We start from the raw sequence: 13,286 nt of genomic DNA, 5'->3' as shown, positions 1-13,286 counted from the left end.
ACCCGAGCTCGGACGCTGCTGGAACAAGCCCTGCGAGTCGTGGTCGTTGCGGTCACCCAGGTGGCCGAGGTTCTCCAGCTTCGACTCCTGCAGGCTCGTACCGATCGAGATCACCGCAGCCCGCTCAGGCATGCCAGCCTTCTTCGTCGCAGCGATGATCGCCTTCACATTGGCGGTCTGCTCGTCGTTGAGGGCGATCCGGGACTGCGCGCCCTGCGTACCGTGCGGGATCAACTTGCCGGTGTCAGGCTTGCCGGCCTGCACCGCGACCGCGACGGGCTTGCCATCCACCGGGGTGGCGGCGTGAGCAGCGATGGGGCCGGCGAAAACACCACCGGCGAACGCGAGACCAGCAACCGACAACATGCTCTTACGAATGATCGTGTTCATGGGGGTAGCTCCTTCGGGGGTAGGAAACACCCACACACCACCGGGGGGCGGCGCACGGGTGTCAGCACCTCGTCCGGCGCTGCACAAACAACAAAGGGGGGAAAGTCATTCACGGCGGCCGGGCGCGGGGGCGCCTCTAGCGGCCGGTCCATGTGTAACCACCCGGGGGCCGGGGCCATTCCCGGGGTCGGCCATCGTTTCGCAAAGCCGATTGGACGAGCCCGTAGGTCAAGTCCGTGGGTCAGTCCCTGAGGTGCCGGCGAGTCGCTGGCGCGGGCTCTGCTCTCGAACGTCGGGCATCGCCCGCCGCTGGTGCGGTCGCTCAGCCAGTGTGTAACCACCGGGCCGGGCCGCGCATTCCGACCACGTCGAGCGGGCCGGGCAGCGCTTCCGGCCGAGCAGTGCATCCTCCCCGTGAGGGGTGGCCTGCGGTCGGCCGTACTGCGATCGTCAGGGTATGTAACCCGGCCGGGGCCGCCACGATTCCGGCCTGAGGATGCCACCGGTCACACCCCGAAACCCCCCACCAGTGGACTTACCACCCACACCACGCCTGCGGACGCCGACCGAACCGGGCACCCAGGCGATGATCGACTCGGTTCCTTGAAACCGGGGCATCCACCCCAGCCGGACACACCGACTACAAGGAACCCGAGTCGATCAAGGGCTGCGTGCGGTCAACCCGCGCTGAAAGGAGGGCGGAGGGCTGAGACGCTGACTCTAGGGACCACCCATACGGGGGCAAAGCGGGCCAGGACACCGCGCCGGCACCCAGCCGCGCCGTGCACCAGCCACACAGCGCACCCAGGCCGCGCAGCGAACCAGCTCACGCAGCACGCCAGCTCACGCAGCACGCCGATGCCGCGCAGCGCACCCGACCACACAGCGCATCCAACTCAGGCAACGCACCACGCCACACAGCGCGCCCACGCCACACAGCGCACCCTCACCCACAGCGCAGCCCGACCACGCAGCTACGCCCGGACCGGACAGCGCCCACCCGCGCACTCCCGCCCCGACCACGCAGCCACCCGGGCCCGGCCTGGCGCTGCCGTTACATCAGTGCTCGTGGGGGTTTTGTGAGCCGCTCCGGTAGAGCGTTCCGCGCCCACTCGGGTCGGGCACTCCCGGCGTCGGGGGGATCGGGTCGGGAGTGACCTCAACGACGGGCTCGGGGTTGCGGGCCGCGCGGCGGGCGCGCAGTACGCGGGACCCGACGAACCAGGCCACGCCGGCCACACAGACCACGATGACGACGTTCTGGAGGATGCCGACGTAGCCCTCGACGAGGTGCCAGTTGTCGCCGAGCAGGTAGCCGGCCAGCACGAAGGTGCTGTTCCAGATGAGGCTGCCGAGCGTGGTGTAGAGCAGGAAGATCCGTACCGGCATCCGTTCCACCCCGGCGGGGATGGAGATCAGGCTTCGGAAGATCGGAATCATCCGGCCGAAGAAGACGGCCTTCACGCCGTGCCGTAGGAACCACGCCTCGGTCCGGTCCACGTCGCTGAGCTTCACCAGCGGCAGCCGCTGCACGATGGCGCGCGTTCGGTCACGCCCCAGTGACGCGCCGATGTAGTACAGCGCCAGGGCACCGACCACCGATCCGAGCGTCGTCCAGAAGATCGCCCCGGCGAGGCTCATCCGGCCCTGCGCGGCCACGAACCCCGCGAGCGGGAGGATGATCTCGCTTGGGATCGGCGGGAACAGGTTCTCCAGTGCCACCGCCAGGCCAGCGCCCGGCCCACCGAGTCGTTCCACCAGGTCGGTGACGTAGCCGACGATGCCATCCTGTGGCGGTTCGGCCGCGGCGGCGGGGGTTCCGGTGGCGAGCACGGCGTGGGACGTTCGAATCATGCCCCCACGCTACGAAGTGTTCCTGAGAGTCGGCCACGCGGGCCACCGCCCGACCGAGCACGCCTCCCCTTCCGGAGGAGGCGTGCAGCACCGTACCCCACTGCGGCTCGCGGCGGCGCAACCTCCGTGCGCACCTCTGGATGTCGCGGAGAACGCGCGGGCGCACGCCGCCGCTGTCCGCGCGGCGCGCGCCCGGGTTGTCGTTTTTCCGGAGCTGTCTTTGACGGGGTACGAGTTGCAGGGGCCTGTCGTGTCGGTCGAGGATCCCCGGTTGGCGCCGCTGGTCGAGGCGTGCGCCGAGACGGGCACCCTCGCGCTGGCCGGCGCGCCGGTGGCCGGTGAGCACATCGCCACGCTGGCGGTGACCGGCGACGGCGTGACGATCGCGTACCGGAAGATGTGGCTGGGGGACGTGGAGGCCCGCCGGTTCCGGCCGGGCGACGCGCCGGCGGTGCTGGATGTGGACGGCTGGCGTGTCGGGCTGGCGATCTGCAAGGACACGGGCGTCGCCGCGCACGCGGCGGAGACGGCCGCGCTGGGGATCGACGTGTACGCGGCGGGCGTGCTGGAGTCGGCGTGCGACGCGGCGGTGACGGACGGACGGGCGCGGCGGATCGCCACGACGCACGGGGTGTGGGTGGCGGTGGCGAGCTTCGCGGGGTCGACGGGTGGTGGCTATACCGAGGCGGCCGGCGGGTCGGCGATCTGGTCACCTGCGGGCGAGGTGCACGCACAGGCGGGCACCGAGCCCGGCTCGCTGGCCCGGGCCGACATCGGTTGACGGCACCGGGCCAGCCGGCGAAACGGAGTCCTCCGTCACCTCGCCTCGCTAGTGGCGAGCCGTCACCTGCTTCGGCGGGCCAGGCTGGCGGCGGGCCGTCACGCGCTCTGGCGGGCAAGGCTCGCGGCGAGCTCGGCTGAACTGTGGTCGGGCTCGACTCCGTCGGCCAGGATCACGTCGCCGGCGATGTGCCGTGTCCGGAAGGGCTTGATCTCCTGGTAGTCGCTGGAGTCGTACCAGGCGCGGGCCGTGGGCAGGTCGGGAAACTCGATGATCACCAGATGGCCCGGCCAGGTGCCCTCCAGGACCTCGACGTTGCCGCCGTGGACGAGGAACCGGCCGCCGAAGGGGGCAAGGGTGGCGTCGATGCGGCGCAGGTACTCCAGCACGTCGGCGTGGGTGGATGCGGTGCGCAGATGCGCAAGTCCGTACGCGGTCATGGGGAGATGGTCCCGAGGCTGCCGGTGCCCTGTCGATTACCTCGCAGGTAATGGTTCGTGCGCAGCCGCTGTCACTAGGGTCGAGGCGTGACGACCACGGCAGGGCCCGCGCGCGGCGTCGGGGAGTTGCTGCGCGACTGGCGCCGAACCCGCGGGATGAGTCAGCTCGACCTGTCGATCGAGGCGGGGGTGTCGGCCCGGCATCTGAGCTTCGTGGAGACCGGGCGGTCGCGCCCGAGTCCGGAGCTGATCCTACGGCTGGCCGAGCAGCTCGACCTGCCGTTGGCGGCCCGCAACACGGTCCTGCTCGCCGGTGGCTACGCGCCCGCGTACTCCACTCACGAGCTGACCGATCCGGAGTTGGACCCGGTACGCGCGGCAGTGCGGCAGATCCTCGACGCTCACAGCCCGTACCCAGCGCTGCTCGTCGACAAGCACTGGCACCTTGTCGAGGCCAATCCGGCAGTGGCCCTGTTCACCGCTGGCGCGGACCCCCGCCTACTGAGCCCTCCGGTGAACGTGCTGCGGCTCAGCCTGCACCCCGACGGCATGGCTCCGCGCATCCTCAACCTGCCGCAGTGGCGCGCCCATCTGCTGAGCCGGCTGCGCCAGCAGGCAGTGACGAGCAACGACCCGATCCTGTACGACCTGCACGAGGAGCTTCGCGGCTACCCCGGCGACGACGCCCACGAGACGCCGATCAGCACGGCCGTGTCACGCATCGTCGTTCCGCTGCGCTACCGCCATGACGGCCGGGAGATGTCCTTCCTCAGCACCACCACCCTCTTCGGTACGCCGCTGGACGTCACAGTCGCCGGATTGGCCGTCGAGGCCTTCTTCCCGGCCGATCCGGCGACCACCGCGTCGCTTCAGGCCCTCGCCGGCCCGGGAGCCGCTCACCGTCCCTGACGGACGGTGGGTGCCGACATGTCGTACGCGCCGGGCAGGAGCGGTGTCATGGACGCACTTCCCTCCCGACTGTCAGTTGTCACAGTGGGCGCCCGCGACATGGGCCGGCTGCGGTCGTTCTACCGCTCGCTGGGCTGGCCCGAGTCGACGGGCAGCGACGACAGTTGGTCGGCGTTCCTGCTCGGCGGCGTTCTGTTCGCGCTCTTTCCGCTGCCGGAGTTGGCCGCCGAGGCGGCACCCGGCGTGCCCGGTCCGACCGGCGGCTGGTCCGGGGTGACCCTGGCCTGCAACGTCGACAGCCGGGCCGAGGTCGACACGGCTTTCGCCGCAGCGGTCGCGGCGGGTGCGACGGTGGTGGCCGAGCCTACCGACCGGCCCTGGGGTGGGCGCTCTGCCTACATCGCCGATCCCGAGGGCAACCGTTGGGAGGTCGCATGGGCGGGAACGGCCCGCTTCGACGAGCGCGGCGCCCTGGTCTCCTTCGGTTGAACACCGTCCCGGCCGGTGGCCTTAGGCTGCGGTCATGACGTCCCTTCCGGTGACCTTCGCCTCCGACGTGGTCGGCGCTTCCGCACATGAGCAGTTCGAGGCTTTCATCGACGAGCACCGCAACGCGCTCGACGGCTGTCTGGACGGGTTGACCGAGGAGCAGGCGCGCCTGTCGTTGGTGCCGTCCCGTACGACCCTGCTCGGCCTGGTGAAGCACGTCACGTTCGTCGAGAAGGTGTGGTTCGACGAGGCCGTAACGTGCCGGTCCCGCGCCGAGATCGGCTTACCGGAGTCGTCGGAGGATTCGTTCCTCCTCGACGCCGACGACACGATCGCCAGCGTGCGGCAAGCACACCGGGAGGCGTGTGCGGCGTCCCGCCGGGCGACGGCCGCCCTGGGTCTGGACGACGTGCTGCGCGGAAACCGGCGGGGGCCGCTGCCGCTGCGCTGGGTCTATCTGCACGTGCTGCGGGAGTTGGCGCAGCACTGCGGGCACGCGGAGATCCTCCGCGAGCAGATCCTCGCCGAGTAGCGCGTCAGTCGTCGGTGCGGCCGGTGGCGGCAGTGGTCGCCTGGGTGAGCAGGGCGTCGAGCTGGGCGCCCGTACGCGCCGACATCTCGCGCCGCTCGACCAGCTTGGCGATGCGTTCCCGCAGGTCGGCGATGTTGCGGGCGCGGTCGCGTGGCCGGCTGCCCAGGTCGGCGAGGTCGTCGCGCAGGTCCTCGGCGGTCCTGCGGTCGATGTCGCCGCGCGCCTGCGCCTGGGCAAGCACCGCTGTGAACTCGCCGGTCACCTGCCACAGGCTCACCGGCACCTGCTGGCCGAACGTCCGGGTCGGAGTCGGAGTCGGTGCGCTGGTGGTGGGCGGCGGCGCGGCCGGTGACGTCGGCCTCGGCGACTGTGTGGTGGGCGAGGGCGTCGGGGAGTTGGTGGCGGACGGGGCGGCGAGCTGCGAGGTATCGGGTGACTCAGGCGAGTCGGGGCCCTGGGTGAGCAGCGCGCCGAGCCCGACCACTGCCGCGAGCCCGGCGGCGGTCAGCACGGCGAGCGGCCGGCGGGACCGACGCCGACGGGGTGCGGTGCCCGCCGGCGCGGTAGCGGCCGGCGCGGTAGCCGGCGGCGGGGTGGCCGGCGGCGCGAGGGCCGCTGGGGTCGCCGAGCGGTCGATGAGCGTGGGCGGGTGGACTGCCTGGGTCGACGACGGGACGTGCGCCATCTCCGTGGACCGGTTGCCCGTCGGAGCCGGCGACGGGAGACGCATCATTTCGGTGGGCGGATGGGCTGCCGCCGAGTGCGGGAAGCCCAGCATCTCCGGCTCGACAGGCTGCGCGGTGCCGAACCGGCGGGCGATCCGGGCGGCGCTCGGCCGGTGGGCCGGATCGGTGGCGAGGCAGGTGAGGGTCAGCTCGGCGATGTCGGCCGGCAGGCCGAGTACCCGCAGCGGCGGCACCGGCGTGCGCTGCCGGTGCACTCTGAGGGCGTCCTCCCAGCTCTGCACTGGCAGCGGCGCCTGGCCGGTGAGCAGGCGGTAGAGCAGCGCGCCGAGGGCGTACACGTCGCTGGCCGGGTCGGGTGGGCCAGCGGCGAGGCGCTCGGGGGCGAAGTAGGCGGGGGTGCCCATCAGCGGTTCGCCGGATCGGCTGTCGAGCCCGCCGAGCGCGGCGATGCCGAAGTCGAGCACCTTGGCACCAGTGTCGGTGAGCATGACGTTGCCCGGTTTGACGTCCCGGTGCACCACGCCGATGCGGTGCGCGGCGGCCAGCGCGGCGGCGATCTGCCCGGCCACCCGGACCGCCTCCGGCCAGGGCATCGGCCCGGACCGCAGGCGATCGGCGAGGTTGTGCCCGTCGACCAGCTCCATCACCAGGTAGGGCACTACCACTCCGCCGGCCAGTGTCGCCTCGGCGTAGTCGTACACCTGGGTCACGTGCGGGTGGGTGAGCCGGGCGGCCGCGCGGGCCTCGCGCCGGATGGTGGCCATCAGGTGCGGGTCGGCGGCGAGCTGCCCGGCGAGCACCTTCACCGCGACGGGCCGGCCGAGCACTTCGTCGTCGGCCCGCCACACCTCGGACATGCCGCCGAGGCCGATCCGCTCGTGCAGCACGTAGCGGTCGTGGAGGCGGAGGGCAGGCGTGAACTGTGACATGGCCTCACCAGTCTGCCTGGCCCTTCCCCGCTCGACCACCCGCGCCGCCCGGTGCCGACCCGCCCGTTCCCCGCGTACCGAAATGGGGTGTTGCGCGGGTGGCACCGGGCCTGACGGGCAGGTCAGGAGCAGCGGGGGGTGGACGGCACCGGTCGCGGCTGGATCCGGTCGGCGAGCCGGTGCAGGACACCGGCGGCGGCCTGCCGGGTCGGCGCGAGCAGCGCCCGGCGGGGCCGCTCGACCTGGACGGGGGCGTCCGGTCGGGCCGAGTTGACGTGACGGTTCATGGCGTCGAGAGCGGTGACGTATCCGGTCGGGAATTCCATGGTCAACTCCTCGGGACAGGTCCGGTGGAGGACCGGACGATGAGCGCGGTGGGCAGCAGCACGTGACCGGCTGCGGGGTCCGTGGGTGGGTCGAGCAGCAGTTCGGCAGCGATCCGGCCCTTCTCCTCGGCCGGTTGCCGGACGGTGGTGAGGCCGGCGGTCGCGGCCTCGGGAATGTCGTCGAAGCCGGTCACCGAAACCGGCGGGTTGGTGTTACCTGGCCGCTGGGCCAGCGCGTCGAGCACGCCGAGGGCGAGCACGTCGGAGCCGGCCAGCACGGCTGTCGGCGGTGCGGGCCTGTCGAACAGCCCGGCGACGGCGGCGACTCCGGCGGCCCGGCTGTTGCCCGCAGCGCTGACCAGCGTCAACTCGCCCCAGTCGACGCCGACCTCGGCGAACGCGTCGGCGAAGCCGGCAAGCCGGTCGCGGGTGGTCGGATGCCACACCTCGTCCGCCCCGGCCAGGGTGACCGGGCCGGTCGACGCGTCGGGCAGCACGGCGTCGGCGAGCAGGGCGACCCGGCGGTGGCCGAGGCCGGCCACGTGCGCGGCGATGCGGTAGGCCGCCGCGCGCTCGTCGATGCCGACGAACCGGTCGTCGGGGCCGGCGTCCTCGCGGGCCGCGGTGGTGACGAACGGCAGGCCACGCTCCCGGATCACGTCCAGCGCCCATTCCTCGTCGGCGGCGCAGTAGACGCAGAAGCCGTCGACGGCGGCGTTCTCCACCGCCCGCCGGGCGTCGGTCTGGGCCGGCGGCAGCGGCACCAGCAGCATGCTGGTGCCGTGCCGCTCGGCGGCGCAGCCGACCCCGGCGAGGAAGCGGACCGCGAAGGGGTCGGTGAAGGCGTACGACAGTTGCGAGGTGAACAGCACCCCGATCGAGCCGACGAAGCCGCGACGCAGGGAGCGGGCGGTGGGGTTGGGACCGGGGTAGCCGAGCTGCCGGGCGGCGTCGAGGATCCGCTCGCGCAGGGCGGCGGAGAGCTGGTCGGGGCGGCTGTAGGCGTTGGACACCGTGCTGCGGGAGACACCCACGGCCTCCGCGACGGCTTGCAGTGTTGGCCTCACCCGGCACCCCTCTGGATCGATTCAGAACTGTATCGATCCAGAGATTAGCGTGACACGTCGGCGTCGGTCAATAGCGACCCTTCAGGGCACCAGCACCAGACGCCCCCGCAGACCTCCGGCGGCCAGCCGCTCGTGCGCCGCCGCCACCTCGGCCAGCGGCAACCGGTCGGCCAGTCGCAGGCTCAACTGGCCGCTGTCGACAAGCGCTGACAACTCCGCCAACCGGGCGCCGTCGGCGCAGACCTCCTGAACGACGACCCGGGTGGCCCGCAACGGCGGTGGGGCGAACGGCGCCACCAGCGCCACGAACGTTCCCCCGCCCCGCAGCGCCTCGTGCGCCGCGACGCCGACGACCGCGGCGTCGACCACCGCGTCCACCCCACCTGGAACCACTGCGCGCACCGCCGCGCCCAACCGGTCCGTACGCGGCACGAACCAGTCGGCGCCCAGCCCGCGTACCAACTCCTCGTCCCGTGGGTCGGCCACCGCTACGGTCCGCACACCGCGCAGCGCCGCCAGTTCGAGCAGCAGACCACCCACCCCGCCGGCCGCCCCGGTGACCAGCAGCGTCCGCCCGGCGTCCAGTCCCGTGAGGGCGAGTGACCGCGCCGCTGTGAGACCGATGAGCGGCAGCGTCGCCGCCACCTCCGCGGCGACGGTACGCGGGGCTGCCGCGACCGCGTCCTCGTCCAGCACCACCCACTCGGCCTGGGCACCCGGCGCGGAGAGGACGTCCCGCAGCCCGATCACCGCGTCACCCACAGCGAACCGCCGCACCTCCGCACCGATCGCGTCCACCTCCCCCGCGACGTCCCAGCCCAGCGCCACGACCGGCAGCGGTGGCAGCAGGCCCGCCGCGCTCAACGCTCCACTGCGGGTGGACAGGTCGATCCGGTTCACCGCGGCGGCGGCGACGCGTACCCGCAGTTGGCCGACCCCCGGCTCCGGTCGGGGCACGTCGGCGATCTGGAGGACCTCGGGGCCGCCGAACCGGCGGACGATCACAGCTCTCATACCGGCGACGCTAGGAGCGCTAGTCTCCGGCGGGAAGGAGGCACCTTCGGGTGCCCTGGGCACCGGGAGGTACGCCATGGCCACCATGACCGCCGACGAACGACGCGAGCGGGAACGGCGTCGCTACAACGCCTTCCTGGCCGAATGCCCCGGTCACGAGGTGCTGGCGACGCTCAGCGACAAGTGGCTGACCCTCGTGGTGAGCGCACTTGCCGACGGGCCGCTACGGCACAGTGAGCTGGCCCGTACCGTCGCCGGGGCCAGTCAGAAGATGCTCACCCAGACTCTGCGCAAACTGGAGCGCGAGGGCCTGGTGAGCCGGACGGTGACCGCTGGCGTGCCGGCCCGGGTCGACTACCAGCTGACGCCGCTGGGCGAGAGCCTGCTGCCCGTGCAACGGGCCATCAAGGCGTGGGCAGAAACGCACATCGCCGAGGTGCACGAGGCCCGAGCCCGCTACGACGACACGGGCACGCGTCAGTGCGGGTAGGCCTCCTTCAGCAGCCGGCCGAGGATTTCCGGAGTGCGCTCCGGCGGTTCGGCCTCCACACAGAGCCGTTCCATGGCGACGGCGTAGTAGTCGAGGTCGTCGCGCTTGTCCAGGTAGAGGGCGCTGGTGAGCTGTTCGATGTAGACGATGTCGGGCAGCTCCTGGTCGCCGAAGCGCAGGATGGTGAAGGCGCCGCCGGCCGCCGCGTGGCCGCCGGCCGCGAACGGGATGACCTGGAGTCGGATGTGGGGCGACCTGGTCGCCTCGATGAGCGCCTCGAGCTGCCCACGCATCACCTCGACGCCACCGATCGGCCGGCGTAGCGCCGCCTCGTCCACCACTACCCAGAGCTGCGGCGGACGATCGCGGCGCAGCAGTTGCTGGCGCTGCATCCGCAACGCCACCCGGCGATCGATTTCGGCCACGTCCGCCGCGCTGTGCCCGAGCAGGACGACCGCGCGGGCGTACTCCGGAGTTTGCAGCAGGCCGGGCACGAACTGCACCTCGTAGCTGCGGATCAGCGCCGCCGCAGCCTCCAGCCCCAGGTAGGACTGGAACCAGCTGGGCAGGACATCGCCGTAGCGGTGCCACCACCCTGGACTGTTGGCGTCCCGGGCGAGTTTGAGCAGCGACTCACGCTCCTGCCCGTCGGTGACGCCGTACAGGGTGAGCAGGTCGGCCACGTCGCGTTCCTTGAAACCAACGCGACCCAGCTCCATCCGACTGATCTTCGACTCAGACGAGCGGATCTCCCAGCCGGCGCCTTCGCGGGTCACCCCGCTGGCCTCCCGCAGCCGGCGCAGTTGGGCACCGAGCAACATGCGCAGCACTGTCGGCCCCGTTGTCGGGCCGCCCTCGGCGGGAACCATCGTCACGTGCGGGCCTCCGGTATACCGACCACTTGGTCGGGCATCCGGCCCGGCCGACGTGTAAGCATGCCATGGACCGTCGGTGAGATGAACTCCTCCGGAGCGGTGAATCAGTCCCGTTCCCGGGACCGGCCTGTCGGAGCGCTCAGTTGATCAGATGATCGAAGTCGCCGTCGCGGGCGCCGAGTACGAAGGCGGCGATCTCGTCCACTGTGTAGATCAGCGCCGGTCCCTCCGGGTGCCGGGAGTTGCGGACGGCGATGCCTGCTCCCCCGGGCAGTTCGGCGATTTCGACGCAGTTGCCGCTGGGGTTGCTGCGACGGCTCTTCAGCCAGCTCAGCGGGGGCAACTGATGGATCGGAACGCCATTGGGTGGCTGCTGCATGGGAGGCGTCTTTCTGCTCACGAGCCCGCCGGTGCCCGTGGGAGGAGCGGTTGACGGCGAGGGTGCGGTATCGACATCGGACGTATGCACGTGCATCTGCTATTGCATCTGCACCGGACGGCGAGCATGATAACGCACGTGAACGGTGCTTATCCGTTCACTTTGAGTGACCCCACTGTGGGCACCAACGGGGAGAAATGGGCCCGACGCGGCACCCGCGCCGCGTCGACCGAGGCTGGAGGCGGTCGCGGCGATGGGAGGTCTCGTGCCGGATCCGATGAGCGTCGCCTCCGGCATCTGTGCGGCGGGAGCGCTGCTGTCCTCCTGGCAACTGCGCCGACGGGCGCTGCGCGCCGAGGCCGAGATCGAGCACCTCCAGGCCGAGCTCGCCGCCGAACGGCACGCCGCCAGCCACGACCCACTCACCGGGCTGCCCAACCGGCGTGCCTTCTACCGCCTCGCTGCCGCGCTCCTCACCGACGCCGCCGGCCAGCCGCTGATCGCCATCGTGCTCGACCTCGACGACTTCAAGCAGATCAACGACCGGTACGGGCACGCCGCCGGCGACCAGGTGCTGATCAGCGTCGCCGACCGCCTGGCCGGCTTCGCCGGGGACAACCTCGTCGCCCGCCTCGGCGGTGACGAGTTCGCCGGCCTGCTCGCCAGCCCGACCGTCGACCGGCGCTGGATCGAGCACGCCACCCGCCGGCTCAGCGAAACCGTCGCCGCACCGATCCGGCTCAGCGGATGCAGCAGCGTCCGGGTCACAGCCTCCGTCGGGCTCGCCCCGGTGACCGGCCCCGCCCAGCTCACCGAGGCGCTCAGCCGCGCCGACGCGGCCATGTACCAGGCGAAGAGCCTCTCCGGCGCCCGCCCGGCCCACCAACTCACCGACCGTACCCGCCTCGTGGAGCGCTGACCGTACCCGCGCCTGGACGCTCAAGCCGGCGGCTGTACCGGGGTCGGTCTTTACTGTGGTTGGTCTTTACTGCGGTTGGTCTTTACCAGGGTCGACCTTTACCGGCGTACGGTCAGCGCCAGCCGTAGCCGGCGCGCAGCGCCTGCCCGACCCGGTCGAACCGGGGCCGGTCCAGCACGGCGCCCTCCCGGCGGATGCTGTCCTCGCGCATGGTGAGCACCCGGTCCAGCCGGACCCAACTGGGCCGGTTGTCCCGGTCCCACTCGCCCGGGCCGAGCGCGAACCAGTGCCGCTGCCCGTCCCGGTCGCTCTGGCTGGACAACATCAGCCCGAACAGGGTCCTGCTGTGCCGTCCCACCACCAGCACCGGACGGTCCTTGCCCTGACGAGGGTCGTCCTCGTACGGCACCCAGGTCCAGACGATCTCCCCCGGGTCGGCGTGGCCGTCCTGCTCGGGGGCGTACGTCAGCTCCCGCCGCTGCAACGCGCTGACCTGCCGGGGACGGGCCACCCGTGCGGGAGCCGGCCCGGACCGTCGGGGCGACGGGATCGCCGCGCCGACCCGGGAGATGCGTTGCGCCACGTTCCTCAACAGACCAGCCACGGCGGGCAGCCTACCGGCCCCGGTCCGAGCGCCCGGAGCCGGTGCTGCGGCAGACTGGCCCGATGAGCGACGTGCCCGACGACCTGCCGGTGTGGGAGCGGCGCGCGGTACGTGTGGTGGTCTGTGACGCCGACGACCGGGTGTTGTTGTTTCACACCCGCGACCCGGACCATCCACGGTTGGGCACCTGGTGGGAGCTGCCCGGCGGCGGCATGGACCCCGGCGAGACGTACCGCGACACCGCCGTCCGAGAACTGCGCGAGGAGACCGGCATCGTGGTCACCGGCGACCAGGTGGGTGCACCGACCTGGCGACGGCGAGCGAGTTTCCTGCACCGACAGCTGCGTCACGTCCAGGACGAGGTGGTCGTCGCGGTGCGGCTGGCCGGGCCGGGGCCGGACGTGGACGAGGCACACCGGCTCGACTACGAGCGGGAGGACTACTTCGGCTTCCGATGGTGGCCGCTGCCGGAGGTCGTTGCCAGCTCCAGGCGGTTCTACCCCGGCCGGCTCCCTGAGCTGATCACGCCGTTTCTGGCCGGCGAGAGCATCGACGAGCCGTTCGAGCTGTGGTCGTGACCCGACCGCCGGTGAGGATGCCGG

At 71.9% G+C, this 13,286-nt stretch carries 17 protein-coding genes; 7 read left to right on the top strand and 10 right to left on the bottom strand.

From position 1 onward, the window contains the following. Both ADK66_RS18385 and ADK66_RS18380 read right to left on the bottom strand, forming a co-directional pair. Window positions 1–390, bottom strand: a 390-nt coding sequence (locus ADK66_RS18385) for a hypothetical protein (RefSeq protein ID WP_053656887.1), incomplete at its 3' end; no start/stop codon positions are given. A 1,059-nt stretch (window positions 391–1,449) separates the two neighbouring features. Continuing rightward, the gene (locus ADK66_RS18380; RefSeq protein WP_053656885.1) at window positions 1,450–2,244 is read right to left on the bottom strand and encodes a DedA family protein; all 795 of its coding nucleotides are present in this window, start codon (window positions 2,242–2,244) and stop codon (window positions 1,450–1,452) included. Window positions 2,245–2,326: 82 nt separating this feature from the next. Between ADK66_RS18380 and ADK66_RS18375 the strand changes: the two genes are divergently transcribed. Next, window positions 2,327–3,025, top strand: coding sequence for a carbon-nitrogen hydrolase family protein (locus ADK66_RS18375; protein ID WP_053656883.1), 699 nt, complete (start codon window positions 2,327–2,329; stop codon window positions 3,023–3,025). 98 nt (window positions 3,026–3,123) lie between these two features. On the opposite strand, the gene ADK66_RS18370 is transcribed toward ADK66_RS18375, so the two are convergent. Then, window positions 3,124–3,465 (bottom strand): DUF1330 domain-containing protein, encoded by a 342-nt coding sequence (locus tag ADK66_RS18370; RefSeq protein WP_053656881.1) that lies wholly within the window; start codon window positions 3,463–3,465, stop codon window positions 3,124–3,126. Between the two features lie 87 nt (window positions 3,466–3,552). Here ADK66_RS18370 and ADK66_RS18365 point away from each other — a divergent pair, with 87 nt between their 5' ends. The 3 genes from ADK66_RS18365 to ADK66_RS18355 are packed head-to-tail and all read left to right on the top strand — an operon-like array spanning window position 3,553 to window position 5,395. After that, the gene (locus ADK66_RS18365; protein WP_053656879.1) at window positions 3,553–4,374 is read left to right on the top strand and encodes a helix-turn-helix domain-containing protein; all 822 of its coding nucleotides are present in this window, start codon (window positions 3,553–3,555) and stop codon (window positions 4,372–4,374) included. Between the two features lie 48 nt (window positions 4,375–4,422). Then, window positions 4,423–4,863 (top strand): VOC family protein, encoded by a 441-nt coding sequence (locus tag ADK66_RS18360; RefSeq protein WP_053656976.1) that lies wholly within the window; start codon window positions 4,423–4,425, stop codon window positions 4,861–4,863. A gap of 34 nt (window positions 4,864–4,897) precedes the next feature. Then, a complete protein-coding gene (locus ADK66_RS18355) occupies window positions 4,898–5,395 on the top strand; it encodes a DinB family protein (RefSeq protein WP_053656876.1) in 498 nt (165 codons plus the stop codon). 4 nt (window positions 5,396–5,399) lie between these two features. Here ADK66_RS18355 and ADK66_RS18350 read toward each other — a convergent pair whose 3' ends face one another. The 4 genes from ADK66_RS18350 to ADK66_RS18335 all read right to left on the bottom strand — a co-directional run bounded on the left by ADK66_RS18350 (window position 5,400) and on the right by ADK66_RS18335 (window position 9,417). After that, window positions 5,400–7,010: a serine/threonine-protein kinase gene (locus ADK66_RS18350; protein ID WP_053656874.1), complete on the bottom strand. Its 1,611-nt coding sequence runs from the start codon at window positions 7,008–7,010 to the stop codon at window positions 5,400–5,402. Window positions 7,011–7,132: 122 nt separating this feature from the next. After that, on the bottom strand, window positions 7,133–7,336 hold the full coding sequence (locus ADK66_RS18345; protein ID WP_053656872.1) for a hypothetical protein: 204 nt from the start codon (window positions 7,334–7,336) through the stop codon (window positions 7,133–7,135). A 2-nt stretch (window positions 7,337–7,338) separates the two neighbouring features. Next, window positions 7,339–8,403, bottom strand: a complete 1,065-nt coding sequence (locus ADK66_RS18340; protein WP_053656870.1) for a LacI family DNA-binding transcriptional regulator — start codon at window positions 8,401–8,403, stop codon at window positions 7,339–7,341. An 81-nt stretch (window positions 8,404–8,484) separates the two neighbouring features. Continuing rightward, a complete protein-coding gene (locus ADK66_RS18335) occupies window positions 8,485–9,417 on the bottom strand; it encodes an NADP-dependent oxidoreductase (RefSeq protein ID WP_053656868.1) in 933 nt (310 codons plus the stop codon). A gap of 76 nt (window positions 9,418–9,493) precedes the next feature. Between ADK66_RS18335 and ADK66_RS18330 the strand changes: the two genes are divergently transcribed. Continuing rightward, window positions 9,494–9,907 carry a helix-turn-helix domain-containing protein gene (locus tag ADK66_RS18330; protein WP_053656866.1) on the top strand — a complete coding sequence of 138 codons (414 nt, stop codon included), beginning with the start codon at window positions 9,494–9,496 and terminating at the stop codon, window positions 9,905–9,907. On the opposite strand, the gene ADK66_RS18325 is transcribed toward ADK66_RS18330, so the two are convergent. Both ADK66_RS18325 and ADK66_RS18320 read right to left on the bottom strand, forming a co-directional pair. Continuing rightward, window positions 9,895–10,782 carry a helix-turn-helix transcriptional regulator gene (locus ADK66_RS18325; protein ID WP_157552628.1) on the bottom strand — a complete coding sequence of 296 codons (888 nt, stop codon included), beginning with the start codon at window positions 10,780–10,782 and terminating at the stop codon, window positions 9,895–9,897. The genes ADK66_RS18330 and ADK66_RS18325 overlap by 13 nt on opposite strands. Window positions 10,783–10,921: 139 nt before the next feature. Beyond that, on the bottom strand, window positions 10,922–11,161 hold the full coding sequence (locus tag ADK66_RS18320) for a DUF397 domain-containing protein (RefSeq protein WP_053656862.1): 240 nt from the start codon (window positions 11,159–11,161) through the stop codon (window positions 10,922–10,924). Between the two features lie 265 nt (window positions 11,162–11,426). Between ADK66_RS18320 and ADK66_RS18315 the strand changes: the two genes are divergently transcribed. After that, a complete protein-coding gene (locus ADK66_RS18315; protein WP_053656974.1) occupies window positions 11,427–12,080 on the top strand; it encodes a GGDEF domain-containing protein in 654 nt (217 codons plus the stop codon). Window positions 12,081–12,192: 112 nt separating this feature from the next. Here ADK66_RS18315 and ADK66_RS18310 read toward each other — a convergent pair whose 3' ends face one another. Then, window positions 12,193–12,684 carry a type II toxin-antitoxin system PemK/MazF family toxin gene (locus ADK66_RS18310; protein ID WP_053656860.1) on the bottom strand — a complete coding sequence of 164 codons (492 nt, stop codon included), beginning with the start codon at window positions 12,682–12,684 and terminating at the stop codon, window positions 12,193–12,195. Window positions 12,685–12,746: 62 nt separating this feature from the next. Between ADK66_RS18310 and ADK66_RS18305 the strand changes: the two genes are divergently transcribed. Beyond that, window positions 12,747–13,262, top strand: coding sequence for an NUDIX hydrolase (locus ADK66_RS18305; protein ID WP_053656858.1), 516 nt, complete (start codon window positions 12,747–12,749; stop codon window positions 13,260–13,262). The last annotated feature ends 24 nt before the right edge of the window (window positions 13,263–13,286 follow it).

This window comes from Micromonospora sp. NRRL B-16802, assembly GCF_001279555.1.
GTDB classification, from domain to species: domain Bacteria; phylum Actinomycetota; class Actinomycetes; order Mycobacteriales; family Micromonosporaceae; genus Micromonospora; species Micromonospora profundi.
This window is presented reverse-complemented; position numbering and strand designations above follow the sequence as displayed.

Coding starts and splice junctions, on each gene's coding strand:
- ADK66_RS18380 (WP_053656885.1), bottom strand. CDS start 2,244: ATGATTCGAACGTCCCACGCCGTGCTCGCCACCGGAACCCCCGCCGCC.
- ADK66_RS18345 (WP_053656872.1), bottom strand. CDS start 7,336: ATGGAATTCCCGACCGGATACGTCACCGCTCTCGACGCCATGAACCGT.
- ADK66_RS18335 (WP_053656868.1), bottom strand. CDS start 9,417: ATGAGAGCTGTGATCGTCCGCCGGTTCGGCGGCCCCGAGGTCCTCCAG.
- ADK66_RS18355 (WP_053656876.1), top strand. CDS start 4,898: ATGACGTCCCTTCCGGTGACCTTCGCCTCCGACGTGGTCGGCGCTTCC.
- ADK66_RS18350 (WP_053656874.1), bottom strand. CDS start 7,010: ATGTCACAGTTCACGCCTGCCCTCCGCCTCCACGACCGCTACGTGCTG.
- ADK66_RS18320 (WP_053656862.1), bottom strand. CDS start 11,161: ATGCAGCAGCCACCCAATGGCGTTCCGATCCATCAGTTGCCCCCGCTG.
- ADK66_RS18370 (WP_053656881.1), bottom strand. CDS start 3,465: ATGACCGCGTACGGACTTGCGCATCTGCGCACCGCATCCACCCACGCC.
- ADK66_RS18330 (WP_053656866.1), top strand. CDS start 9,494: ATGGCCACCATGACCGCCGACGAACGACGCGAGCGGGAACGGCGTCGC.
- ADK66_RS18305 (WP_053656858.1), top strand. CDS start 12,747: ATGAGCGACGTGCCCGACGACCTGCCGGTGTGGGAGCGGCGCGCGGTA.
- ADK66_RS18360 (WP_053656976.1), top strand. CDS start 4,423: ATGGACGCACTTCCCTCCCGACTGTCAGTTGTCACAGTGGGCGCCCGC.